The organism is Thermococcus alcaliphilus, assembly GCF_024054535.1.
In the GTDB taxonomy this organism is placed as follows: domain Archaea; phylum Methanobacteriota_B; class Thermococci; order Thermococcales; family Thermococcaceae; genus Thermococcus_A; species Thermococcus_A alcaliphilus.
Genome location: NZ_JAMXLV010000019.1, coordinates 1 through 24574 on the forward strand (window position 1 = coordinate 1; position 24574 = coordinate 24574).

22 protein-coding genes and 1 pseudogene are annotated in these 24574 nt (G+C 43.3%); 13 read left to right on the plus strand and 10 right to left on the minus strand.

Annotation, left to right across the window (positions count from 1 at the left end; all coding sequences use genetic code 11):
* Window positions 1–93 (minus strand): annotated as a pseudogene (locus tag NF859_RS03780) (IS6 family transposase); the annotation flags it as partial.
* A gap of 132 nt (window positions 94–225) precedes the next feature.
* On the opposite strand from NF859_RS03780, the gene NF859_RS03785 reads away from it, so the two are divergent.
* The 5 genes from NF859_RS03785 (at window position 226) to NF859_RS03805 (ending at window position 5202) form a co-directional block, all read left to right on the plus strand.
* Entirely contained in the window at window positions 226–2100 is a 1875-nt protein-coding gene (locus NF859_RS03785; RefSeq protein WP_252743090.1) for a phosphoenolpyruvate carboxykinase (GTP), read from the plus strand.
* Between the two features lie 137 nt (window positions 2101–2237).
* Complete coding sequence (locus NF859_RS03790; protein ID WP_252743091.1) at window positions 2238–3422, plus strand: magnesium transporter; 1185 nt, start codon at window positions 2238–2240, stop codon at window positions 3420–3422.
* Between the two features lie 57 nt (window positions 3423–3479).
* A complete protein-coding gene (locus NF859_RS03795) occupies window positions 3480–4097 on the plus strand; it encodes a potassium channel family protein (RefSeq protein WP_004068213.1) in 618 nt (205 codons plus the stop codon).
* Window positions 4084–4680, plus strand: a complete 597-nt coding sequence (locus tag NF859_RS03800) for a potassium channel family protein (protein ID WP_004068212.1) — start codon at window positions 4084–4086, stop codon at window positions 4678–4680. Before NF859_RS03795 ends, NF859_RS03800 begins: the two co-directional genes overlap by 14 nt.
* A gap of 51 nt (window positions 4681–4731) precedes the next feature.
* Entirely contained in the window at window positions 4732–5202 is a 471-nt protein-coding gene (locus tag NF859_RS03805; protein ID WP_252743092.1) for a hypothetical protein, read from the plus strand.
* On the opposite strand, the gene NF859_RS03810 is transcribed toward NF859_RS03805, so the two are convergent.
* The 4 genes from NF859_RS03810 to NF859_RS03825 form a co-directional block, all read right to left on the minus strand.
* A complete protein-coding gene (locus tag NF859_RS03810) occupies window positions 5199–6710 on the minus strand; it encodes a metallophosphoesterase family protein (protein WP_252743093.1) in 1512 nt (503 codons plus the stop codon). The genes NF859_RS03805 and NF859_RS03810 overlap by 4 nt on opposite strands.
* 5 nt (window positions 6711–6715) lie before the next feature.
* A complete protein-coding gene (locus NF859_RS03815) occupies window positions 6716–7126 on the minus strand; it encodes a CBS domain-containing protein (protein ID WP_004068209.1) in 411 nt (136 codons plus the stop codon).
* Window positions 7127–7188: 62 nt separating this feature from the next.
* On the minus strand, window positions 7189–8088 hold the full coding sequence (locus NF859_RS03820; RefSeq protein WP_004068208.1) for a 2-phosphoglycerate kinase: 900 nt from the start codon (window positions 8086–8088) through the stop codon (window positions 7189–7191).
* Entirely contained in the window at window positions 8085–9389 is a 1305-nt protein-coding gene (locus NF859_RS03825; protein ID WP_252743094.1) for a 2,3-diphosphoglycerate synthetase, read from the minus strand. Before NF859_RS03825 ends, NF859_RS03820 begins: the two co-directional genes overlap by 4 nt.
* Window positions 9390–9522: 133 nt before the next feature.
* Between NF859_RS03825 and wtpA the strand changes: the two genes are divergently transcribed.
* From wtpA to NF859_RS03845, 4 genes are all read left to right on the plus strand, one after another.
* On the plus strand, window positions 9523–10596 hold the full coding sequence (wtpA, locus tag NF859_RS03830) for a tungstate ABC transporter substrate-binding protein WtpA (RefSeq protein ID WP_252743095.1): 1074 nt from the start codon (window positions 9523–9525) through the stop codon (window positions 10594–10596).
* A gap of 31 nt (window positions 10597–10627) precedes the next feature.
* The gene (gene wtpB, locus NF859_RS03835; protein WP_252743096.1) at window positions 10628–11371 is read left to right on the plus strand and encodes a tungstate ABC transporter permease WtpB; all 744 of its coding nucleotides are present in this window, start codon (window positions 10628–10630) and stop codon (window positions 11369–11371) included.
* A complete protein-coding gene (gene wtpC, locus NF859_RS03840; protein WP_252743097.1) occupies window positions 11364–12398 on the plus strand; it encodes a tungstate ABC transporter ATP-binding protein WtpC in 1035 nt (344 codons plus the stop codon). The genes wtpB and wtpC overlap by 8 nt, the downstream gene beginning before the upstream one ends.
* Before the next feature lie 106 nt (window positions 12399–12504).
* A complete protein-coding gene (locus tag NF859_RS03845) occupies window positions 12505–13614 on the plus strand; it encodes an aromatic amino acid transport family protein (RefSeq protein WP_252743098.1) in 1110 nt (369 codons plus the stop codon).
* On the opposite strand, the gene NF859_RS03850 is transcribed toward NF859_RS03845, so the two are convergent.
* Complete coding sequence (locus NF859_RS03850) at window positions 13590–13871, minus strand: hypothetical protein (RefSeq protein ID WP_252743099.1); 282 nt, start codon at window positions 13869–13871, stop codon at window positions 13590–13592. The genes NF859_RS03845 and NF859_RS03850 overlap by 25 nt on opposite strands.
* 100 nt (window positions 13872–13971) lie before the next feature.
* Between NF859_RS03850 and NF859_RS03855 the strand changes: the two genes are divergently transcribed.
* Complete coding sequence (locus NF859_RS03855; RefSeq protein WP_252743214.1) at window positions 13972–16563, plus strand: ATP-dependent helicase; 2592 nt, start codon at window positions 13972–13974, stop codon at window positions 16561–16563.
* Window positions 16564–16640: 77 nt separating this feature from the next.
* On the opposite strand, the gene NF859_RS03860 is transcribed toward NF859_RS03855, so the two are convergent.
* Window positions 16641–18500, minus strand: coding sequence for a prolyl oligopeptidase family serine peptidase (locus NF859_RS03860; protein WP_252743215.1), 1860 nt, complete (start codon window positions 18498–18500; stop codon window positions 16641–16643).
* A 96-nt stretch (window positions 18501–18596) separates the two neighbouring features.
* Between NF859_RS03860 and NF859_RS03865 the strand changes: the two genes are divergently transcribed.
* Both NF859_RS03865 and NF859_RS03870 read left to right on the plus strand, forming a co-directional pair.
* Window positions 18597–20480, plus strand: a complete 1884-nt coding sequence (locus NF859_RS03865) for an ATP-binding cassette domain-containing protein (protein WP_252743100.1) — start codon at window positions 18597–18599, stop codon at window positions 20478–20480.
* Window positions 20481–20532: 52 nt separating this feature from the next.
* A complete protein-coding gene (locus NF859_RS03870) occupies window positions 20533–21204 on the plus strand; it encodes a DUF4097 family beta strand repeat-containing protein (protein WP_252743101.1) in 672 nt (223 codons plus the stop codon).
* On the opposite strand, the gene mrtA is transcribed toward NF859_RS03870, so the two are convergent.
* On the minus strand, window positions 21191–21787 hold the full coding sequence (gene mrtA / locus NF859_RS03875; RefSeq protein ID WP_252743102.1) for a CPBP family archaeomyxosortase MrtA: 597 nt from the start codon (window positions 21785–21787) through the stop codon (window positions 21191–21193). The genes NF859_RS03870 and mrtA overlap by 14 nt on opposite strands.
* A gap of 31 nt (window positions 21788–21818) precedes the next feature.
* On the minus strand, window positions 21819–22736 hold the full coding sequence (locus NF859_RS03880) for an FKBP-type peptidyl-prolyl cis-trans isomerase (protein ID WP_289846411.1): 918 nt from the start codon (window positions 22734–22736) through the stop codon (window positions 21819–21821).
* Window positions 22737–22858: 122 nt separating this feature from the next.
* Here NF859_RS03880 and cysS point away from each other — a divergent pair, with 122 nt between their 5' ends.
* On the plus strand, window positions 22859–24289 hold the full coding sequence (gene cysS, locus NF859_RS03885) for a cysteine--tRNA ligase (RefSeq protein WP_252743217.1): 1431 nt from the start codon (window positions 22859–22861) through the stop codon (window positions 24287–24289).
* Here cysS and NF859_RS03890 read toward each other — a convergent pair whose 3' ends face one another.
* Window positions 24290–24544 (minus strand): hypothetical protein, encoded by a 255-nt coding sequence (locus NF859_RS03890; RefSeq protein ID WP_252743103.1) that lies wholly within the window; start codon window positions 24542–24544, stop codon window positions 24290–24292.
* Window positions 24545–24574 lie beyond the last annotated feature (30 nt).

Below are 24574 nucleotides of genomic sequence, written 5' to 3' on the forward strand. Positions count from 1 at the left end.
TGTTGCTCTGATTTTCTTTTCTGGTGGGATTTTGTTTCGGCGAAAAGGTTTTAAGGCTGAAACCATCCAGTGGATAATGGTTTCAGCTTGCATATTCCCCTCTTTCTTTTTCTGAGGGAGTGTCTGAGATTTAAACCTGACGCCCCACTGCTTATCCTGACAGTATCGTGGTTTTAGTGGAAATCTTTTTAATTTGTTATTATGACAATTTTTACGGTGATGTAAATGGAACCTTTGGAATATCTTCAAAATAGACTTGAGCCAGAACAGTTTGAGAAAATTAAGGTAATTGACAATCCCGAACTCCATGAATTTTTGGCAAAGTACATTGATCTTTTGAATCCTGCAAAAGTTTTTGTTTGCACAGACTCGAAGGAAGACGAGGACTATGTAAGGAGAAAGGCAATTGAATACGGGGAGGAGAAGCCCCTCGCAATGGAAGGGCATACCGTCCACTACGATGGCTATTACGATCAAGCTAGAGATAAAGCGAGGACTAAAATCTTGGTTCCTAAGGGGGTGGAGATTCCGTTCATAAATACTATGGACAGGGAAGAAGGGCTTAAGGAGATTCATGAAATCATGAGAGATATTGCAAAAGGTAAGGAGCTGTTTGTATGTTTCTTTGTGCTCGGCCCTAAGAACTCAATCTTCACGATTCCCGCTGTTCAGCTCACCGATTCTGCATATGTTGCTCACAGTGAGTTTATCCTTTACAGAAAAGGTTACGAGGAGTTTAAACGCCTTGGAAGAGATGCAAAGTTTTTGAAGTTTGTCCATTCTGCGGGGGAACTTGACGAAAGAAAGACCAGCAAGAACATAGATAAGAGAAGGATTTACATTGACCTTGAAGGAGAGACCGTTTATTCAGCAAACACACAGTACGGTGGCAATACAATAGGGCTCAAAAAGCTCGCCTTTAGGCTTACGATTAGGAGAGCCGTTCAAGAAGGTTGGTTGAGCGAGCACATGTTTCTTATGCGCGTGAACGGGCCTAATGGGAGAAAAACCTATTTCACAGGAGCTTATCCATCTATGTGCGGCAAAACCTCAACAGCAATGCTTCCATGGGAGAACATAGTGGGCGACGACCTCACGTTCATAGTTGACATGAAAGGTGAAGCCAGAGGGGCTAACGTCGAGAAGGGTGTTTTTGGAATAATCCAGGGAGTCAACCAGGAGGATGACCCAATAATATGGCAGGTTCTTCACTCACCAAACGAGATAATCTTCTCGAACGTTCTCGTTAAAGATGGAAAGCCCTACTGGAACGACATGGGCATTCCGATTCCAGACGAGGGAGAAAATCACAGCGGGAAGTGGTGGAAAGGAAAGAAAGATGCCGAGGGTAACGAGATACCACCGAGCCACAAAAATGCTCGCTTCACAGTCAGCCTTCAGGCATTTCCAAACGTTGATTTAGAAGCCCTTGAAGCTCCTTGTGGCGTTAGAATCGGTGGCATGATATTTGGTGGCAGAGATGCAGATACCTGGCCCCCGGTGAGGGAAGCATTTGACTGGGCGCATGGAGTCATTACTATGGGAGCGGCGTTGGAAAGTGAAACAACCGCAGCCACCCTTGGAAAGGAAGGAGTGAGGGCATTCAATCCAATGGCTATTTTGGATTTCCTGAGCGTTCATATTGGGGACTATCTTAGGAACTATCTTGAATTCGAGAAAAAGCTAAGGATAAAGCCGAAAATATTTGCCGTTAACTACTTCCTTAGGGATAAAGACGGCAGATGGCTGAATCATAAGCTCGACAAGGCAGTGTGGCTCAAATGGATGGAGCTTAGGGTTCATGGGGATGTTAATGCAATAGAAACTCCCGTTGGATACATTCCAAAATACGAAGACCTGAAGAGACTCTTTAAGGAAGTCCTCAACAAGGATTACAGCAGAGAAGACTATGAAAAGCAGTTTACCATCAGAGTTCCCGAGTTCATTGCCAAGATAGAAAGGATTGAAAAGATTTACAAGGATGTTGGCAACATCCCAGAAGAGCTCTTTAAGATTTTAGAGGAAGAAAGACAAAGACTCCTAAAGGCGAAGGAGAAGTATGGAGACTATATATCCCCATTCCAGCTAGAAAAGAGCTAACATATAAGAAAATTCGTCTCTTACTTCTTTTTTCTTCGGTTAGGGTCACCAAAACCTTTTTATATGACTTTTCGGAGAGTTACTCGGTAAGGTAAAAGACAGTGGCAAGGAGGGAGCAGAAATGAGGGGGGAGGAATATGAAAAGCCTCCAAGTAGTTCTTGGAAGGGAGCTTTCAGAGAAATTCAGAGAAGCATTGATAGCAGTTCCAGCGCTAATAGTTTGTCTTCTTATGGACTTCTTTGCCGGAGCGTTCTTGGGTAGATTTTTTGAAAAGATTATGCTGAGTTACCCGGTCATATTCGTGATTCTCCCGGGACTTATGGGGTTGAGAGGCAACATTTTTGGCGCAATGGCTTCTCGCTTTACTACAATGCTCCATCTAGGTGAGATGGAGCCAAAGCTGAGAGATAAAAATGTTGTGAAAAACATCTTCTTGAGCATTCTCCTATCTCTCCTCCCTGTTATTGTACTGTGGGCTATAGGAGTTCTTAAAGTGGGAAACGCCATATCCGGAATGATTGTGCTTTTAATAGTTCTAACTTCGACTATTTTCGTAAGCTTGATAATGGGTTATGCAACGGCACTTGCCACCGTATTGCCCTTCAAGAAGGGCATTGATCCAGACACCGTGGCGGCACCTTTGGTAACTTCCGCTGGAGATCTCGTCACAATGCCTTTTTTGGTGTTATTTATTCTCCTTTATGAAGATATTCCCCATGTCTTCGATAGCTTAGTAGTTTTGGCGTTTTTGCTTTTGTTAGCTATGTTCATCAAAACAAAATTTGAAAATGAAGAGAAGCGCATGATTAGAGAAATTCTAGGAATTATTGGGGCTTTAGCATTGCTTTCAAGCATTTCGGGAGGACTGCTTGAATCTTACAGCGAAATTATTTATGCTTCTGTTGTGTTCAGCGTCATGTACCCTGCAATACTTGGCACTGCTGGAAACTACGGATCAATTATTGGAGCAAAAACCTCAACGAAGCTTCATCTTGGGGAAATTGAGGGCTTTCTCAACCGGGATTCTATACTAGATATTTTTGTGTACTTTGTGACGAGTTTTTTCATAGCAGTTCTAATGAACTTAGTGGCAATAGGTGTGGTAAAACTAAGCTTGGGAAAGAGCATTGGACTTGTTCTCCCGTTTATTTTTCTTTATCCCCTCTTGGTCTTGTTTAACATGTTCATTGGATACTTCCTCGCAATAATCTTTGATAGACTTGGCTTAGACCCCGATAATGCCACTGTTCCAACGATAACAACTTTAGCAGATATATTTTCCACCCTCTTCACTGTGGGGGTTGCTCATCTGATTGTTTAGTCTAAGAAAACCTTAAAAGAAAATGAGATATGAGATAAAAACGGGGAGGACAAAGGGATGGAAGAGTTTGAGGAGTTTGAGTATCAGCCTAAGAGCGTTAAAGAAATTTTCATTGAGATGAAAAACATCGTCGAGCTCATGGTTGATCTTGCTTACACAGCAATCCTCTTCGGGGATAAAGAGATAGCCGAGGAAGTGCTCGATCTTGAGGAGAGGATGGATCTCCTTAATTACCACCTTATGACACACGCTGTTTTGGCAGCAAGAAATCCAAAGGAGGCGGAGCAGATAACTTCTGTTCTGCAGATGGCAAACTCAATAGAGGACATCTCAAACGCCGCTGGAGACCTTGCAAAGATGGTTCTTGAAGGAGTTGAACTTCATCCAGTTATTACAGAGGCAATTATGGAAAGCGAGGAAGTAATAGCAAAGGTTCCAGTCTCTGCAGATTCTGTCATCGTAGGAAAAACACTTGGGGAGCTTGACCTTGCCACAAACACCGGGGTTTGGATAATAGCGGTGAAAAGGGGTAAAAGGTGGATTTTTGCCCCGGATAAGGACTTCAAGATAAAGCCGGGAGATATTTTGATAGGAAGGGGAACTCACACGTCTGTTGAACACCTTAAAGAAATTGCGAGAGGAATTATCAGGGTGGTTGGTGATGAAAGAGCTTGAAGAGATAAAAGATTGTCTCATAGAAATGAAAAACCTTTCTTCTCTTATGGTTGACCTTGCCTTCTCCTCAGTCATGTACGATAGTGAGGACATAGCCGATGAGGTTTATATTCTGGAAGAAAAAATGGATGAGCTCACATTAAAAGTCAAAAAACTTGCTTTGAGGGCTGCCAAGTATGAAGAAAATCCCGAAAAGCTCCTAAGTATAATTGAGATGGCTACAATAAACGAGCAGATAAGCGATTCCGCCTATGAGATAGCAGACCTTGTTCTCAGGGATGTTGAGCCTCACCCTATAATAAGGAAAATAATGCACGATGTTGATGAAGAAATAGGACGCATAAAGGTTAACAAGGGGTCAATACTAATAGGACAACCCCTCAAACAGCTTAAGCTTCCAACTAAAGTGGGTGTAAGGTTAATAGCAATAAAGAGGGGAGGAAGATATATTTACAACCCCTCCAAGGACGAGAAAATTGAAGAGGGGGACATATTGATAGCCGTAGGCTCTGGAATTGATCGCCTGAGAGAACTCTCCAACGAAAAAGGAGAGGAAGGAGAATTCATAGAAGAGGAGGAATGATTATAAACCCTTTAGGTTACTTGTTTTTGAAAAGAAAATGGAGGATTTGGAATGAAAGTGGAAGGATTTGTCGCAAGTTTAAAAAACGCTGAAACAATTGAAGAGCTCTTTGATATCCTTGAGAAGAAAGGTGCACCGATTATAGAGTTTGATGGGCAGAAAACTCTCGTAGTTGTTGAGGGGGACTTTGAGGGAAAACCATTTTGGACGGAGATAAACGGCAAAAAAGCTAACTTTGCCCTTGGAGATGCAATGTTGAACTCTGCAAGCTTTCCCTTTAAATGTAAAAAGCCCTATACAGGAGGAAACGCTATCTTTGTGAACTTCGAAAATATAGAAAGCGAGGAATTTCTGGTTGCATACAGGTCAGAGGATACTTTAAGGGCATTTCATGTGAAGGGCACAGAAGTTGAGAAAATAGATGAGACGAAATACGAGGAACTTATTCCTAAGATGCCCGAGTTCAAAGTTAAGGGCTTCTCTGAAGAGCAGATGGACATGATGGGCGCCTTCTTTGGCTAAGCCCATGGCACTTTTGTTTTTATTTTCCATATTCCGAGGAGTTTTCTTGATCCCCATGTTGCCTGTATTTCAAACGCCGCTATCATATCTTCATAGATGTCTATTAAGTTGAAGGAGTTTCCAAAGGGATTTCTGTGGAGCTCCCAGCTTATTGACCCTGCGTTTATTATTGGTGTTTCTTCGACTTTTATTCCCAATGTGTTGCCACCGTGACCGGTCAGAACTAAGTTTGCTTTTTCATCTGTTAATATCTTCAAAACATTGCCCCCATCTTCTAAAAATCCTATCTCTCTGCTTTTAGGTATTGGAATTATGTTGTGGTGCATTATTACAGCTCTGAACTTTTCTTCATGTTCCTGTAGATGTTTTCTCAAAATCTTCTGGCCTATTCTCCCAACCACTCCTATAGGAGTCTCATATTGGGCTGAAATTATTGGAATGAATGCAAAATTCTCCATTTCCAGAATTTTTGGCTCTCCAAAATACTCTTTGAAGAGGTCGTAGCCGAGATAGGTAATGTCGTTGTGCCCGGGCACTATAATCTTCTCTGGCTTAATCTTTTCCCAGAATTCGTAAGCTTTTGCATAATATCTCTCGGTTCCGACATCTACCATGTCTCCGCAGTGTATGACTAAATCTGGTTTGTACTTCTCGTTGATAGCCTTAATTGCGTTTTTCAAAACTCTCTCTCTGAAATAAACCCTATCTGAAACATTGCTCTCGCTCATCTGGACGATTCTTAACAATCTTCTCTTTTTTGGAACAAAAATCCTTTGCTTTTTGATTTTAAACTCTCTTCTTGTGATATCTCCCGTTACCCGCTTTATACTTACCGAGATTTTTCCATCATCTTTGATTTTGATTATGTTGTAGCTGTTTACGTCACCTTTTCTGGTCTTTCTGCATGAGGTGCAGCCGGCATTTGCCACAACAAGCCCCTCAACTTTGTAGATATTGGGCACGTGCTTGTGCCCGCAGATATAAAGGTTAACATCGTGCTTTAAAAGTAAGTCCAACACATCGCCGGCATTGAATAAAACATTCCTTTCCCTCCCCGTGTCCGGTAAGGGAACTAAATGGTGGTGGGAAGCAACGATCTTGAATTTTTTGTGAGAATACTCCTCAAGCTTTTCTTTGAGCCAGTGGAATTTGTAGCCCCCTATTCTTCCATCACTTAAGTCAGGGATCGTAGAATCTACCCATATTATGACGAGGTCGTCTTTTTCGTAAACCCCATTTAACGGGCCTATGTACTTCTCAAAGAGTTCATAACCGACGTTTCTTGCATCATGATTTCCGGGAACGACGATTAAAGGCTTCTGAATCTTTTTTAGTTCATAACTTGCTCTCTCGTATTCTTCCCTCAATCCCTCGTTTGTCACATCTCCCGTGTGAATAACTATATCATAGTCTAGTGTATTGACTTCGTTGGCTATTAAATCGTAGGCATAGCCCTTGTAGGCTTCTCCGCTGGTTATGTGGGTGTCACTTATGTGGGCTATTTTCATATCCCTCACTCCGCTGCTATTGAAGTTTCGAGCTTTCTCCTACTTGCTTCGAGCAAATCACTCAGTGTAAAAATCCCGACGACTTTTCCTTCTTCCCTCACCAATATGTGCTTTATTCTCTTTGCAGCCATAATCTTCAGCACTTCCTTTAGCGGTGTATTCGTGTCTACGGTAATGAGGTCTTTTGTCATTATCTCCTTTACGGGGGTCGTGTAGGGCAAGCCTGGAACGATTACCCTTCTAATAATATCGCTTTTTGTAAAGAAACCCACAACATTGTCTTTTTCATCAATAACTACCAGAGAACCAATGTCAAAATCCACCATCACTTTGCATGCCTCTTGAACAGTGTCTTCTGGTCTTACCCCTATAAGCTTCTTTGTCATATATACTTTGATAGGAGCGTTTTCATCCATTGGGATCACCATAAAAGCTCTCAAAAATTAATTGGTCTCAAAAAGATAAAAGAGTTTTGTCCTTAAATTGAAAGCTCAATACCCCTCTCCTTAAGCCGCTTTGGTATTTCCTCCATGAGATTATTCATTATGGAATTTATAGACTGCTCAAGTTCGATGTTCTCTATAATCGGAATCCCGTATTCTTTCGCTTTTTCGATTAGATACTCTTGGATGTGCATTATGTTATCGATATTCTTCACGTAGTATTCCGCTGGTCTGAGGCTGTAACGGGCTCTTTCGTAAAATCTCGCTTCAAGTGCTTCGCTGTTTTTTACAGTTATCAGATACATAAAACTCCTGTCGTTTAGGCTCACATATCCTGGAACTAAGTGAATTCCCTCTATTATCGTGTTGAAACCCTCCTTGTATGAACGTTCCACAACTGCGTTAATTCCTACGGTTACATATCGTACTTGACTTTCAAACCCGTATATTAGAGGATCTACATCTTTTGGCAAGTTTCTGAGCTCTCTCCATGCTAAAAATGAGGAAGTGTGGATCGCTGGTAGGAGCTCTTTGCTTATTATTTTCCTCATTACCTCTCTAACGGTGTCAGTTCCTATTACAGTCCTTATCCCAAGTCTAAAAGCTAACTCCGTGGCCAGCGTGGACTTTCCAACTCCAGTTGCTCCTCCAAGGAGGATTATCATTGGATATTTCAGCCTTCTAAGCTCATGCCAGAAAAGATACTTCCTAGCGGCATCTTTCAGCCCATGATCCAAGAGCTTCTTATAGGCCATCTTCCGGATTTCATCCTTGGTGATTACCTTTACCTTTTTTCTCTCAAGTTCCTTTACTATCTCTGCTGCTATTGAATAGGCTATCCCAACGTCAACGCCGGTAGAAGTTATTGATCTAGTTAAGATTCCTCGTGAAAAGGGTATTTTGGTTTTCTTCTCGGGATCAACAACGATTATCATTTGCCCTCACCTTTGAGCTCCCTTCCGATTTTCAAAACAGCTTCCTTCAAGTCCTTTCCGTCTATATTCACCGGTTCATTGTCTAGGTATATTATTTCCTTTCCATGCTTGAGGGCTTCCCTTGTAACCACGTCTACGGCAGCTGCTTTCAGTTCCACTATAACCGTATCGTAGTTATCAAAGCGTTTCAAGTCCTCTCTGAGTTTTTCTCTGTTTGCTAAGTTTGGGCTTTTTCCAACTATCTCGACCTCATAATGATCTTCTAAGTACTTCGCGGCTTTTTTAAGTCCTTCTGGAGGTGCAGTCATAACAAGGAGGGCTTTTTTGCCCCTTACATCCCCCAAAGGTCTTGACCTAAAGGCCGTTACATGAACTTCAGCTTTTGGGTTTATTTCCCTCAAAACTCTTTGGAGCTCTTCAAGCTTCTCTTTGCTTACCATATCGGCAAGTGTGACCACGATTAAGTCCGCAAGTCCCACTCTGAAGGGTCCGAAATAGCTCCTTATGAACTCAATTCTCTGAGTTGCACCGACGACGGTTATGTATTTATCTGCCTTAACCGCGGGGAAAGTTGCGCCGCTTCCTTCAAGTATCACTATATCTCCTTCAAGCTTCTCCGCGAGTTTTATCCCTTTGTCAACGATATCGAAAAAGCTAAAGCCTGCCATTCCGCCTCCGCATCTTCTGCATCCGATGGTTAAAACTCTAGCCGTTAAAGCGTCTTCAAAATGATCGGATGCGGCATGCTTCCCTGACTCCGCAATTTCTACTAGAAACTCGGGAGTTATCTCTATCTTATCTCCCTCAATTATCTCCGGCTCTTCTGGTCCTCCCCTGCCCATTGTTACTATTATGGGCTTTGTAATTTGTTTTAGAGTCCTTGCAACAAAACCACTTACCGCTGTTTTTCCAACTCTTTTGCCGGTCCCTAGTATTGTAATACTAGGTTTGCTTATTTTTATCATCTTCTTGGGAGAGAACTCAAAATCAGCACCCTTGTATTTTACACCGTTCTTTAAGAGCACTGCCGCTATTCTAAATCTGTCCTCATAGTTTAGCACGGGCTCATCACTCAGGTCAACGACTTCCTCAATTTTGTTCTCCCTAATGGCTTTCTCGATTTCAAGAAGGTAGTCTTTACCGTAGTACAGCTTAACCCCTATTTTTTCCTCCAAGGATTTCATATCGCCTATCTTTTCCGTGCCTCCCAAAAACACTGCACAGCATACATCTCCGAGCTGTTTTATAGCCCACGCAGTTACATCTGGATAGTGCTCCCCATCAATAAGCACCATTCTCATTCTCCCACCTTTAGAAGTTTAGTTAGTTTAGGTATAAAATCCTTCTGGAGTTAAGCGAGCTAGTTTAACTTCAACACATTTATTTACTCAAAATGTTTAAATACCCAAAGTTGAGTATTCTTTTGGTGGTGTTATGAAGCGGGCATCGTTGATTCTCATAGGAATTTTCCTTCTTGCGGTAATTGCCAGCGGCTGCATTGGGGGGAATGAAGTTAAGGACACTGGAACGAAGGAAAGTATTGCCCCTTCATCAGAACAAACGGAACTTAAAAAATCAACTTTGAAGATTTTCCATGCTGGCTCTCTGAGCGAGCCCTTAAAAGACGTCAGCGAAGCTTTCAGGGAATACGCTAAGACCCTTGGTTATGATGTGGAAATTCAAGCAGAGGCTAGCGGAAGTGTTATGGCCGTTAGAAAAGTCACAGATTTGGGGAAAAAAGCCGATATCATTGCCCTTGCAGATTACACCCTAATCCCTCAGTTGCTGGTGCCCAACTATACGGACTTTTACGTCCTTTTTGCGACCAATGAGATAGTCATAGCCTTTACCGATAGGAGCAAGTACGCCGATGAAATCAACTCTAACAATTGGTACGAGATTCTGGCAAGAGAAGACGTTTCCTTTGGATTCAGTGACCCCAATCAAGACCCTTGTGGTTATAGAAGTGTTATGGTAATGAAGCTTGCCGATATCTATTATGGGAAGCCGATTTTTGAAACTTTAGTAGAGAGAAACACCAACATCTATGCCGAAGGAAACCACATAGTTGCCCCAAAGGAGATTCAAATCAAGACTGACAAGGTTATTATAAGACCAAAGGAAACGGATTTAACTGGCTTAGTGGAGAGCGGTAGTTTGGATTATTATTTCATTTACAAAAGTGTCGCAATGCAGCACGGCTTAAAGTTCGTTGAGTTGCCCAAAGAGATCAACCTGAAGGACTTTACTCTAGCAGACTATTATGGGCAGGTTTCAATAACTCTAGGCTCAACAGGAAAAACGATCAAAGCAAAACCAATTGTTTATGGGGTGACAGTCCTAAAAGATGCTCCCAATAAGGAGCTCGCTCTAGAGTACCTGAAGTTCTTGCTGAGCGAAAGGGGCAAGGAAATTTTTGAGAAGAACTATCAGGATTTCATATGGCCACCTGTTGGATTTGGAAACATCCCGGAGGAGATCAAAGATGAGGTGAAGGTAGAAGGCTAAACTTTTTATCTTTTTCTTTAGAGGTGAGGATATGAGGGATTACGTAACATGGTTCTTCGCTCTGCTTGGCACGTTCCTTGTTCTGTACATTCTCCTTCCGTTAGCCGTTATCATAGGAAAGCAGCTTTTGGACTGGGAGATGATTATAAATGTTCTCCACGATGATCTTGTCTTAGAGGCTCTTAGGAATTCCCTCCTAACGTCCACGGCTGCAATGGTTATTTCTCTCTTTTTTGGAGTTCCCCTTGGCTATATACTCGCAAGGAAAGATTTTGTGGGGAAGAGTTTTGTTCAGGCCGTTGTTGACGTCCCAATAGTTATCCCACACTCTGTTGTTGGCATAATGCTTCTTGTGACATTTTCAAACAAAATTTTGGACAGCTATCTCGGAATAATAATGGCAATGCTTTTTGTCTCTGCACCTTTCACAATCAATGCTGCCAGAGACGGGTTTTTGGCGGTAGATGAGAAGCTTGAGCATGTGGCAAGAACCTTAGGGGCGGGTAGGCTTAAGGCATTCTTGACGATTTCGCTTCCCATTGCGATGCCCTCTATCTTGAGCGGTGCCATAATGACGTGGGCAAGGGCGATAAGCGAAGTGGGTGCGATTCTAATCGTTGCATATTACCCAAAAACTGCGCAGGTTCTGGTCATGGAGTACTTTAACAACTATGGTTTGAGGGCTTCAAGGCCAATTTCCGTTATCCTTGTACTGCTGAGCTTGAGCATCTTTGTTGTTCTAAGGTGGATTGTAGGGAGGTCGAGAAATGCTTAGGGTCGAAAACGTCAGCAAAGAGTGGAGGGAGTTCAATCTTAAAGATATCAGCTTTGAGGTTAGAGCGAAGGAATACTTCATAATTTTGGGCCCCAGTGGTGCTGGAAAGACCCTTCTCCTCGAGCTCATCGCTGGCATCTTTACACCAGATTCTGGAAAAATCTTTATGGATGGGAAGGAGATAACTTTTCTTCCACCGGAGAAGAGGAACTTAGCCTATATTCCCCAAAACTACGCCCTCTTTCCTCATATGAAAGTTTACGACAACATAGCCTACGGATTGAAGCTCAGAAAAATTCCAAAAAATGAAATCAATAGGAGGGTTAAGGAGATTGCAGAGATTCTTGAAATCTCACATCTTTTGCACAGAAAACCAAAAACGCTGAGCGGCGGTGAAGCTCAAAGGGTTGCCATTGCGAGGGCTTTAGTACTGGAGCCAAGGCTTATACTTCTTGATGAGCCTTTTGCGAATCTGGACGTTCAAACTAGGGCTAAGCTTATTCAAGAGATGAAACGCTGGAGAAGGGAGCTTAGCTTCACGGCTTTACACGTAACGCATTCTTTTGAAGAGGCTGTCAGTTTAGGGGATAGAGTTGGTGTAATGCTGAACGGAAAATTGATTCAAACCGGAGAAGTTAGGGAAGTCTTTTCCAAGCCTAAAAATGAAGAAGTCGCGAGGTTTCTTGGGTTTGAAAACATAATAGAGGGGATTGCGGAAGGGAGGATATTAAGGGCAAACGGAATTTCAATAGAGCTACCGGGAGAGTTTAAAGGGAAGCTGAGAGTTGGAATAAGGCCGGAAGACATCGTTATATCCAATGAGCCCATAAAAACCTCTGCAAGAAACGAGTTCAAAGCTAAGGTGTTAGCGGTTGAAGATCTGGGCTCGCTGGTGAGGGTAACCCTTGATATTGGTGGAATTGAGCTTAGAGCTTTTATAACCCGCTCTTCTCTTGTAGAGATGGGGATTAAAGAGGGAAAAGAGGTTTACCTAAGCTTTAAAGCAACGGCGATCCATGTCTTTTAATGTGTACAAGTATACCTGGGTGCATTCATTTGTCTTTTGGAGTCCTCTCCTTTACATATAGCAAGCCTTTTATATTCATGAAATTCCTTTCATAATCGGTGGGAGCATGAGGAGGCTGAGATTAGCTGAGGCAAGTGCAATACTTATAGGTACTCAAATTGGTGCGGGTGTTTTGGGCTTACCGTATGCACTGAGGGAAGCAGGAGTTCTTGGGATTTTTATTGTAATTTTAGCTGGATTGATGACACTCCTTACTGCCCTGTTCGTCCTTGAAGTCTCATCCAAAAATCCCGGAAAAAGCCTTTCAAAACTCACTGAGGAGCATTTGGGAAATATAGGTGGAGTTTCAATGTTTCTCAGCATCTCTGCTTTGGCTTATGGGGCTCTCATAGCATACATTGCAGGGAGTGCTGATATTTTATCTTCCTTAACCGGGGTTAAGCCTGAGTTCGCTGCTTTAGCCTTCTGGAGTTTAATGAGCCTGATAGTCTTTATGGATCTTAAAGTCTCTGGGGAGGCGGAATTGGCTCTTACGGGGCTTCTTCTTTTAGTCCTTGCAGTCTCGATAGGTCTTGTTTTGGGAAGGATTGACGTAAATAATTTGTCCACTTTCAACACCTCTGCAGCTTTAAACGGATTGGGAGTTGTGATTTTTGCTTATGTCAGCCACATGGTAATCCCTGAGCTCCTCAAAGGACTCGAAGACATAAAAACAACCACAAAAGCGGTCTTTATAGGCTACCTTGTTCCAATGGTGTTTTATGCTTTCTTTGTCCTTTCATTTGTGGGAGCCTTTGGTTCAGATACGCCTGAGCTCGCAACAAGCGCACTTGAAAGGTTATACGGAAATCTGGGAAGGATTCTAGGTCTTGTTCTGCCCCTTGCAGCAATATGTACAAGTTACATAGGTATAGCCCTCTCGGAAATGGATAACATAAAAGATGTTTTAGGAATAGGTAGGCTTTATGCATGGCTGCTAACAGTGCTTCCGCCTTTGCTAATATACTTTGCCGGTCTCAAGAGCTTTGTGAATGCTCTATGGCTGGCTGGGACTTTTGGCGGAATACTCTATGCAGGCATACTACCAACGGCGATGTATCTAAAGGCAAAGAGAAAGCAAGAGAGCTTTCATCTTGATCTACCACATTCGATCGCTTACTTCTCTGGACTGGTTTTCCTTGTACTTTTCCTCTATTCAGTTGTCTCCTTGGGATAAATTTTGTATTTTACCACGTACCTCCCTTTTTCAAAGTCCTCTTCCTTTTCAACAATCTCAACTGGTTCCACTTTTAGTCCGAATTCAATAGCTTCCCATGTAATGTCCTCAAAATAGTCAAATAATCCGCAGGTCTTGCAGAAGGAGCCTTTAAATTCGATTATTGCCTCATCCTCTTTTACTTCTATTATCTCAGCCTGAGCCTCGCTTCCATGAAGTCTGTTAAACTCTTCAACGGCCTTCTTAAGCTTCTCCATGCTTTTCCCTACCGAAATTTAGTTTTGGGTCTTTAAATGATTTTGTTCGAAAATCGTATCAAAATTTTTAAAGTCCGACTATGTAGGATGATTGAGAGCTATGATAAGGTTTGCAAACAGGGAATACAGCGATGAGGAAATCTATGCCATACTCGATAAGCCCATTGCAGAGTGGTTTAGGCGTAAGTTCGGTACTTTTACTCCTCCCCAGAGATATGCCGTTGTAGAAATCCACAAGGGAGAAAACGTCCTAATATCCTCTCCAACGGGTAGTGGAAAGACATTATCGGCTTTTTTAGCTGCTATAAACGAGCTTGTTCTTCTTGGGAAGGAGGGTAAGCTGGAAGACCAGATTTACGTTCTCTACGTTTCTCCGCTGAGGGCTTTGAACAACGATATAAGAAGGAACCTTGAGGAGCCGTTAAGTGAGATAAGGGAAGTTTACAAAGAGCTCGGGTATGAATTGCCGGAGATAAGGGTGGCTGTTAGAACTAGCGATACCTCAAGCTATGAAAAGCAGAAGATGGTAAAAAAGCCACCCCATATTTTGATAACCACTCCTGAAAGCCTGGCAATAGCCCTAAATGCCCCTAAATTTAGTCAAAGACTGAAAACAGTTAAATACGTGATCATTGATGAAGTCCATGCTTTGGCTGAAAACAAAAGGGGCACTCATTTGACCTTAAGCCTTGAGAGATTTCAAAATCTTGCTGGAGACTTCGTAAGAATTGGCCTAAGTGCGACGATACATCCCTTGGAGGAGGTTGCCAAGTTTGTCTTTGGCTACAACGATGATGGAAGTCCAAGGCCTGGCCTTATAGTGGATGTTAGCTTTGCAAAGCAAACTGAAATTAAGGTTGAGAGCGTTGTTGAGGATCTCATCTATGCCCCAGCAAGTGAACTCAGCGAAGCATTGTATAAACGGTTGGATGAACTTATAGAGCAGCATCGGACGACTTTAATATTTACAAACACACGAAGCGGTGCCGAAAGAGTAGCTTATCATCTCAAGAAGAAGTTTCCAAAATACGCTGAGCTAATTGAAGCACATCACTCAAGCCTTTCTAGGGATGTTAGGCTTGAAGTTGAGGAGAAACTGAAGAGAGGTGAGCTCAAGGCGGTAGTTTCAAGCACCTCTCTGGAGCTTGGCATTGATATCGGAAGCATTGATCTTGTTGTTTTAATAGGCTCCCCCAAGAGCGTCAACAGAGCACTTCAAAGAATTGGAAGGGCTGGGCATAGGTTGCATGAGGTCAGCAAAGGCGTAATCCTTGTTTTGGATAGGGATGATTTAGTGGAGTGTACGGTTTTAGCCCATAACGCGAGAAATAGAAGGCTGGATAGAATTAAAATCCCTCAGAATCCGCTGGATGTTCTTGTGCAGCACCTCCTTGGCATGGCTCTTGAAAGAGTATGGGATATAAACGAAGCGTACTCCCTTGTGAAGAGAGCTTATCCTTATCATGATCTGAGTTTTGAGGACTTCATGAGCGTTTTACGCTATCTCGCTGGAGAATACGCAGGTTTAGAGGAGAAGAAGGTTTATGCAAAAATCTGGCTCGATGAGGAGGAAGGCAAGTTCGGTAAGAGAGGGAAAATGACAAGGGCAATCTACTACATGAATACCGGCACTATCCCTGATGAGGCAAAAATTGAAGTTTACACTCTCGATAAGCGCTTCATAGGAACGGTTGAGGAAGAATTTGCCGAGAGGTTAATGCCTGGGGATATCTTCGTTTTAGCCGGCAGGACGTATGAGTTTAAAAAATCTAGGGGCAACAGAATATATGTTGTGCCAAAGGAAGGGGCGAAGCCCACAATCCCGGCGTGGTTTTCTGAGATGCTGCCGCTGAGCTTTGATTTGGCTATAGACGTTCAGCGGTTTAGAAAAGAAGTTAAGGGTCTCTTGAACAACAGAAGGGCTAAAAGTTTCCTCATGAAAAAGTATCAAATCGATGAAAAAGCTGCAAAGGCAATTTTAGGATATTTCAGGGAGCAGGAGAAGTATTCCACAATTCCAGATGACGAAATTCTTTTAGTTGAGGAGGTCTTTGACGAGAGAAGGGCTAAGTATTTCTTCCATACCCTAATAGGGCGCAGAGCAAACGAAGCCCTCAGCAGGGCTTTTGCATACCTTATCAGCAAGAAGAAGAGAACAAACGTGGGAATAGCAATAAGCGATAACGGCTTTATGCTTATCCTCCCTAAGGAGAAGCCCCTAAGCGAAGAGGAAATTAAGGAGCTGTTTCAGGTTGATGACTTAAGAGAGACTTTAAAGAGAGCATTAGACAACACGGAGCTCTTAAAAAGACGCTTTAGGCATGTGGCAAACAGAGGGTTGCTCATCCTCAGGAGGTACATGGGGAGAAAGAAGAGCTTAAGCAGGCAACAGCTGAATGCACAAACCCTTTTGAGGCTCTTGAAGAAGAACTATCCTGATTTTCCACTTTTAAAGGAGGTTTACAGGGAAATAATGGAGGACAAGATGGACATAGAAAACGCGGAGCTCTTTTTGAGCTGGGTGAAAGAGGGGAAGATAAAGGTCGTTATAGAGCACAACGAGCTTCCGAGTCCATTTGCCTTCAACCTTGAGGTAATCGGAGCGAGCGACGTTGTCCTCATGGAGGATAGAAGGGAGCTAATTAAGCAGCTGCACAGCAAGATTATGAAGCTGATAGAGGAAAAGGCCTAAACTTCTGGGTAAAGAACTGCAAAAGGAAAGGGAAGAATCTAGAAAAAGATACGAAGAAATTAAAAGCGCCTTAGGTTCTAAACCCTAATCTCCAAGGTCTTAACCACGAAAGCGAGCAGATCTGTCAGTTCTTTAATCCTCGTCTCTGGTGAAGCCCCCATGTGTCCGCTCTTTGTTTCTACCCTCAGATAAACGGGAGCTCCAAGGTCTTTGAGCTTCTTTGCGAACTTAAGTGCATGTGCGGGGTGAACTCTGTCATCGTACAAGCCGGTATAGATTAATGTCGGGGGATACTTTTGGGGCTTTACGTTGTGATATGGGGAATACTTAAGGAGAAACTCCCTGTCCTTTGGGTCATCCGGGTTGCCGTATTCGGGAATCCATACGCTTCCGATGTAAAGTTTATGGAACCTCAGCATGTCTATAACCGGATACCCTATTAAAGCGGCATCCATGACGTCCGGTCTCTGGATTAAAACAGCTGAAACCAAAAGACCGCCGTTGCTTCTTCCCCAGGCGGCAACCTTGTAGCCATCTTTTTTGAGCTTCTCGAGAACTGCAATAAAGTCGTCAAAGACGTTCTGTTTGTTCTCCCTCATTCCAGCTCTGTGCCACTCTTCACCGTATTCGCTTCCTCCCCTGAGGTTTGCCATTACAAAGGTTCCACCGCGCTTTATGAACGGTATTGCATGTGGGAAGAACCTGGGCTTTAGGGCAATGTTAAAGCCGCCGTAGCCAAAGACCCATGCCTTCTTTTCGTCTTTTTCTCCTTTTACAGTGAAGTAATGTACCCTAGTTCCATCCTTTGACGTTGCAAAGTCTTCGCCAACCTTAAAGCTACCTTCAACTTTCACTTCATCAATCAGCTCAAGCCTTTCTTTGAAGAGATAGAGGCGATATGGGATTGTAAAGCTCTCATACCTCAGTATTGCCTTTTCTCCGTCGGTGTCTAGGGGTTGAACCTGTCCGGGCATGTCAAATTTAATCTCCTCAAGAAGTTCCCCATCGAGGGTGAAGACCTTCAGCAGTGATGAAGCATGCACGAGATAGCCGGCAAGGATTTTATCGCCAGCAATTATAGCCCACTCCAGCGGGAACTCGTCTTCTGGGATGACTTCTCTTACGTTTCCATTTTCAATGGCAATGACCTTGCCGAGTCCCTTTCCTTCCCTTGTGTAAATGTAAAGTTTTCCATCCACGTAATCAATTGGATACGCTGGAACTTCGCTTGAATACACCTTTCCCCATTTTTTCGGCTCTTCAAGGGGACCAAAGTAAATCTCGCTCTTGTTCCACCCTAGTGAGAGCGTTATTAACGCATAATTACCGTAGTTGCTCTTGCGGATGCTCATAAAGTATCCTGAGCCTAACCCTTCCCCAAAGACCATCCTTTCTTCTCCGCCCTTTTTGAGAAAGATTCTCTCCGCAGGAGCATCAACTCCGTCTGGTGTTTTTCCCTTCCTATAGAAGCGTGCAAAATAGTAGCCGTCATCAAGGAAAACGATGTTCCAGAGTGATGGTTTTATCTCTTCAATTACCTCGCCTTTCTCTAGGTCAACTATCTTTGTAATGCCCTCATCAGCCCCGCCTATTGAGAAGCTGTACGCTAACCTTTCCCCTTCTCGGTCTACGGTGAAGTTTTGCAGAAGAATTTCATCCTTAAGTTCCTCTTCAAGCTGCTTTGAATCGACTATGACTTCGTTTGTTTCGAGAATCTTTATTGCCTGCCTTCCCTTTTCGTTTATCCTTACAAAAGTCCCTCTCTCTGTTATGTGAGCTTCAACGACGTTGGGGAGGTAATAGTGCTCTCTAACCTCCTCGATGAGTTTATCGGGCAAATCGCCCAGGAACTCTCTAAAGCGGGTATTTTCCTCTTCTATGAATTTTAAAATCCTCTCGTCACTTAGGTTTTCCATCCAGATATAGGGGTCTTCCATGGTCATCACCGTTCAGATATATACCTTAGCGTTATTAAACCTATTGCCCCGCTCAACACTTAAATATCCCTTCGCCCAAATCTCTTGGGTGGTTAGATGATAATTAGGGGAAAGGTCGTGGGGAGTGAAGTCCCTCGCTTCAAGCACAGGTGGTTTGGAGTTCTTGAGGTAGATGCCGGGGAGAGGTACAAGCTGTACATGAGCGGTATCGCTCAATGGTTTGTAACGGGGGATGAAGTTGAGATACACATCAAGAACAAATCCAAAAAAGGTAATGTGCTCGACTTTGACGATTATGAGCTCTACAAGTTTTACGAAGGGGACAAAATAAAGGTCTGGCCGTTGTGGGAAAAGGAGTATGAGGCGAAGCGCTTTTCTCCCCTGACTGGAGAGCTTTTGTACACCTATAGGATAAGGGCAAGGGAAGCAACTTATGAAAGCGACTTTGAGGCAATAGCGGAGCTTGAGCAGTATCACTACGCCTCACAAAAGGAGAGGGTTGCCCTCTGGAGGTGTGAGAACAACCACATCTTCGAGGCAAACACGAAGCAGCCGTGCCCGGTCTGTGGAAGTGAAGACGTTCACATCCTCGAGATTAAGGGTTCCACTCCAGCCTCGAGGTTTCTGCTCCTTGAACTTGAAAACAGGGAGGAATATGAGCCTAGGATTTTGGCTTATGTAAGAGTTGACCCGCCTATTCCGCTAATGCACCGTCGTTTGCCCAATGGAGAAATAGAAAAGAATATAAGAGAGAAGGTTTTTCCAGAGGAGTGGTTTAAGCCCTCCTTCTGGCCGGAGAAAATCATGAAAGAGCTTTATGAAGAGCTCAAGAAAAAGCACACAAAAAAGATTGCACGCCATTTGCTATGGGAGAAGGCTAAATGGCAGGCTTTAAGAGAAAGCAACACGGCTGGAGCTAGAATAGCGAGGGTCGTTGTGCATCCGGACTATAGAAGCGACGGGCTTGGACAGCTCAGCGTTAAAGCTGCCCTTGAGTGGATAAGTGAGAGAAGAGTCCCGGAGATGAGGAAAAGAAAGCACATTGTAGAAACTATAGCCCAGATGGCCCGCTTCAATCCGTTCTTTGAGAAAGTTGGGTTTAAGTTTCTCTGGGAAACCGCAAGCGGAAGACCAGTGCTTTTCTACCCACTAACGGAGGAGGCTAAAGAATACATCGAAAGATTCCTCAGAGAAGACTCATATGCTCCCAAGGATGGTAGGTTATGGAAGCCGAGCTATGGAAAGGTTGAGTCCCTAAAGGGGTCGATAGTCTTTGAGAATGTTAGCAAGGTGTTTGAGAGTGAACTGGATATAAAAGGTCTTCCAGAGGAGATAAGGTTCCTTCTGGAAGCCTTTGGGGTTAGACATAGGGTAATACAGAGGCCTGTTTTGAGGAATTTAAACTTTGAAATTAAGCCTGGCGAAATAGTTGCGGTGGTTGGGGCAAGTGGAGCTGGAAAGACGACCCTCATTAGACTTCTCCTTGGCGCAGCACTTGGCTATTGGGAGGAGAAATACAGACCTACGAGTGGAGAGATTAAGGTGCCGGAGAACGTTAAGGTTTCAGCTCTACTGCCTGGAGAGCAGGAGCCTACTTTTGGTAGTGAAAGCATTTTGGAGCACGTTTACAGAAAAATAGGGGATTTAAATGCTGCCGTTGAAGTTCTAAACCGTTCTGGATTAAGTGATGCCGTTCTTTATAGGGCAAAGTTCAGTGAGCTCTCCACTGGCCAAAAGGAGAGGGCAAAGATAGCATCTTTACTTGCAGAAAAGCCAAATCTTCTGCTTATGGACGAATTTGCGGCACATCTTGACACTCTCACCGCTATGAGGGTCGCCAAAAAGGTAAGTGAAATTCTAAGGGAAGCTGGCATAACAGCTTTGATAATAACCCACAGGCCGGAAGTGGTCAAGGCCTTGGACCCAGATAAGGTTCTCTTTGTAGGCTATGGAACTGCAAAGCTAACTGATCAATTTTGACCACATTTTTCTTTTCCTTTGACCACACCATATTTAATTAGAGGTGGGAAATATGATAGAAGTTGTTGAGAGAGAATACAAGGTAGGAGTAGGAACAAAGCTGAAGATTGGAAACGTAAACGGCACCATAAAGATCGAAGGTTATGAGGGCGAAACTATAAAACTAAAGGCCGAGAAAAAGTGGGGGCTTTTAGGTGCAGAGCCAAAGATAAAGGTCAAAAAAGAGGGAAATACTCTTACGATTAAAGTTGAACAGAAAAAGAACTTTGGCATTAACATTGGAGGAAGTGCTGTTAACTTCGATATCAGAGTGCCAAAAGGCGTTGAAATAGAAAAAGCTGGAAACGTTAATGGCACAATATCCATAAAGAACGTTAAAAAAGTCGGGAAAGTCAGCACTGTGAATGGAAACATTTCCATAAAAAACACTTCTGCTGAAAAAATATCTGCTGTGAATGGTTCAATAACAGCTCTGCTGTCTCGCATAAACAACAATGTCAAGATTTCTACAGTTAACGGAAGAATTGAAGCCTACATTCCAAAAGATGCCGATGCAGTAATCAAAGCTACCACTGTTAACGGAAAAATAGACTCAGAGATCCCAGGGGAGCTTTCGAAGCCCCCGGTTCATGGACCAAAATCTTTCAGTACTGTTCTTGGAAGCGGTAAATACGAGGTTGTGCTATCTACCGTAAACGGCAACATCTCCCTCAGGCTCCTATAGTGCAGAGGATGTCAAAAACAACCGCACCAATCCAGTGAAGAAGGAAGCTCGGCAGAAAGCTTTCGCTCTTTAGATCCATTTTTGCAAAGACTATTCCTGCTATGAAGGAATATGGGATTTCCAATGGCGGTTTGCCTATGTGAACGAGAGTGTATGGGATGTTTTGGGCAATTATGGCAGCTAATTCGTTTTTTCTTGCAAGGGGGAAGAGGATAATCCCCCTGTAAAATGCCTCGTGAGCAAACATGATAACGCCAATCAAAAGCTCCTTAAGGAGGAAATCTTCCCAAGAAGAGTAGGCAAATATCGGGTAATACGCCTTGAAGTTTTCTAGCTGGGAGGCATAAACACTTATAGGAAGAGAGAGGAGAAAGAGGGCAAGAGCCCAGATATAGCCATCTCTTTTCCCTATTTTAAAGCCGAGCTCGTTGGGTTTGAAGCCAAGTAAATAAGCAGCGATGAGAGGTATAACCACATAGAAGAGGACATCGTAGAACGCCCACTCATAGATGTTCCTCCCCAATCGATAGTTAATCAAAATAAGAAAGCCAGCAAAGGCATAAAGGGTGATTATCCTCTTCAAAGCTTTCACCAAATAGAAAAAGATAAAGGAATCACTCTTTATTCTCCTCACTTTCTTTTGGGGCTTCTTCGCTTTCTTCTGGTTTTTCCTCTTTTTCTTCGACCTTTTCTTCTTTTGTTGTCTCTTCCTTTACTGTTTCCGTTGTCTCCTCGGCTTCCTCTTTTGTTTCCTCAGCTTTTTCTTCTGTTTCTGCTTTCATTTCCTCTTTGGCTTCCTCTTCGAGTTCCTCCTCAACCTTGGCCTCTGGTGGCTTCAAAAGCTCTTCGACACTTGGCTTGAACTCAATCTTCTCATACCCAAGGAACTTGAGGTCGCTCTCAAGAAGGATTTCGCCTAAAACGAGAGTCCTTGGGTCTATTGTCTGCTCTCCAAAGTCTATTTTAACGTCGTTTTCGCCAACTTCGATCTGCACTTTCTCAAAGTCTATTCTTGGGATTCTGAGCTCAATTAGGGCTTTCACTTTCTCTATTGGGTCGTCTATTTTTTCAAGTATCTCAACTTCATAAACGACGGTTTTTCCAGCGTATGGATGATTGAAGTCAACTCTAACCCTACCGCTGGATACGCTCATTACTCTGCCCTTGAGCTTCTTTCCGCTCTCCGTCTCGATTTCCACATCAAGTCCCGGGAAGGGATAGATGCCCTGTCTTCTAAACTGGCCGATTGTGAATGTCTTTATGAGCTTTGGGTCTCTCTTTCCAAATGCCTTCTCTGGCGGGAGCTCAATGGTGTACTTCTTTCCAACTTCTAGGCCTTCGAGGGCTTCATCAAGGCCTTTTATAACGTGTCCAGCACCAACTGCTATCGGAACTGGCCCGTAAATTCCCTTCTCGCTGTAGATTCCGGCTTCCTTTGCAACATCCTCATAAGTCGTGTCAAATATCTCTCCTGTTTCTTTTATCTTTCCGGTGTAGTGGAGCCTTATTACGTCTTTCTTTGCAACTTTCATAATCATAACCTCCCTCTTTCCTTTTTTCAAAAACTGGTTTAGATTATGGGAGGGGGTTTTTAAGCTTTGCACTTGCCGGAAGCGATAATCTAATAAAAACTTCGGAGAATTCTCTCTAGGTGATTGGGGTGAAGGTTTATAACACGATGTCCAAGCAAAAGGAGGAATTTAAGCCTTTGAGGGATGGCGAGGTCAGAATGTACGTGTGTGGACCGACTGTTTACGATTACACCCATCTCGGCCATGCAAGGACTTATATTGCCTTTGACGTTATTAGAAGATACCTGGAGCATAAGGGGTACACGGTTTTAATGGTGATGAACTTCACCGACATAGATGACAAGATTATCCGAAGGGCAAATGAAACCGGAGAAGATCCGAAAGAGCTGGCTGAGAAGTTCTTGAAGTATTTTCTTGAGGATATGAAGGCTTTGAAGGTAAAGCCTGCCGACATTTACCCAAGGGTAACGGAGCACATTCAGGATATAATAGAATTCGTGAAGAAGCTTGAGGAAAAAGGCTATGCATACGAAGGAAGCGATGGCGTTTATTTTGAAGTTAGAAAGTACCAAGAATACGGGAAGTTGAGCAAGATAAACCTCGAGGATCTTAGAAAAGGAGCGAGAGTAGAGCCTGGAGAAGGGAAGAGGAATCCAGAGGACTTTGCCCTGTGGAAGAAAGCAAAACCTGGGGAGCCCAAATGGGAAAGTCCCTGGGGTGAGGGAAGGCCTGGGTGGCACATAGAGTGCTCTACCATGAGCACCAAATACCTCGGCGAACAGTTCGACATTCACGGAGGAGGAAACGATTTAATTTTCCCGCACCACGAAAACGAGATAGCTCAAACAGAGGCATGCACCGGCAAAGAATGGGTGCGTTACTGGCTTCACACGGGCTTTGTAATGGTCAAAGGAGAGAAAATGAGCAAAAGCCTTGGAAACTTCGTTACTATCAGGGAGCTCCTTCAAAGATATTCGGCAGAGGTCATTAGGTTCTTTGTCCTTCAAAAGCACTATCGCTCTCCGTTAGATTACACGGAAGAGGGAATTCAGCACGCAAAGAACAACCTTGAGAGGCTTTACAACACCCTTGAGAATATTAGAATAGCCCTTGAAAAGGCAGAAACGCCGTTCAAATGGGACAAAGAAGAGTTTGAGCTTTATGAAGTGGTAAGGGATGCGAGGAAGAAGTTTTATGAAGCGATGGACGATGACTTCAACACGGCTGAGGCTATGAAGCCAATATTTGAGGTGGCAAATGCCGTAAACAGGTATCTGGAGAAGGTTGAGAAGCCAAAGGAAAGCGTTCTTAGAAAAGCCCTCGAGTTCTTCAAGATGGTAAGCGAAGTCTTTGGAATATTCGAGGACTACTTCAAAGAGGCCAAAGAGACAAAGGAAGAAGAACTAATAGAATTATTAATTGAAGTTAGAAGTGCACTTAGAAAACAGAAAAACTTTGAGCTGGCAGACAAAATAAGGAGCGAGCTCAGAGAGCTTGGTATTCAACTCGAAGACACACCCCAAGGAACAATATGGAAAAGAATAAACGTTTGATTATTCCTTTTTCTTCTTAAACTCTGCCAAGAGTTCCTTTGCCGCCTTTACCATTTCTTCTAGGCTTGCTCTGTCGTGTGTTATGCCTATAGTTATCTTTGCGTTTGTCGTTACGTAGGAGAAATACAGCGTGTTGCCCTTGCTCTCGGCAAAAAACTGCTCCACAGTGGTTTCTTCTTCCACTCCTTCATCTCCCTCTTCAGCCGCTATTACTTCGTTTGGTATCTCCTCAAAGAGCATTGGTTTTGGCTTCATTTTTTCACCTCCTAATGGATTTGAGGTTCT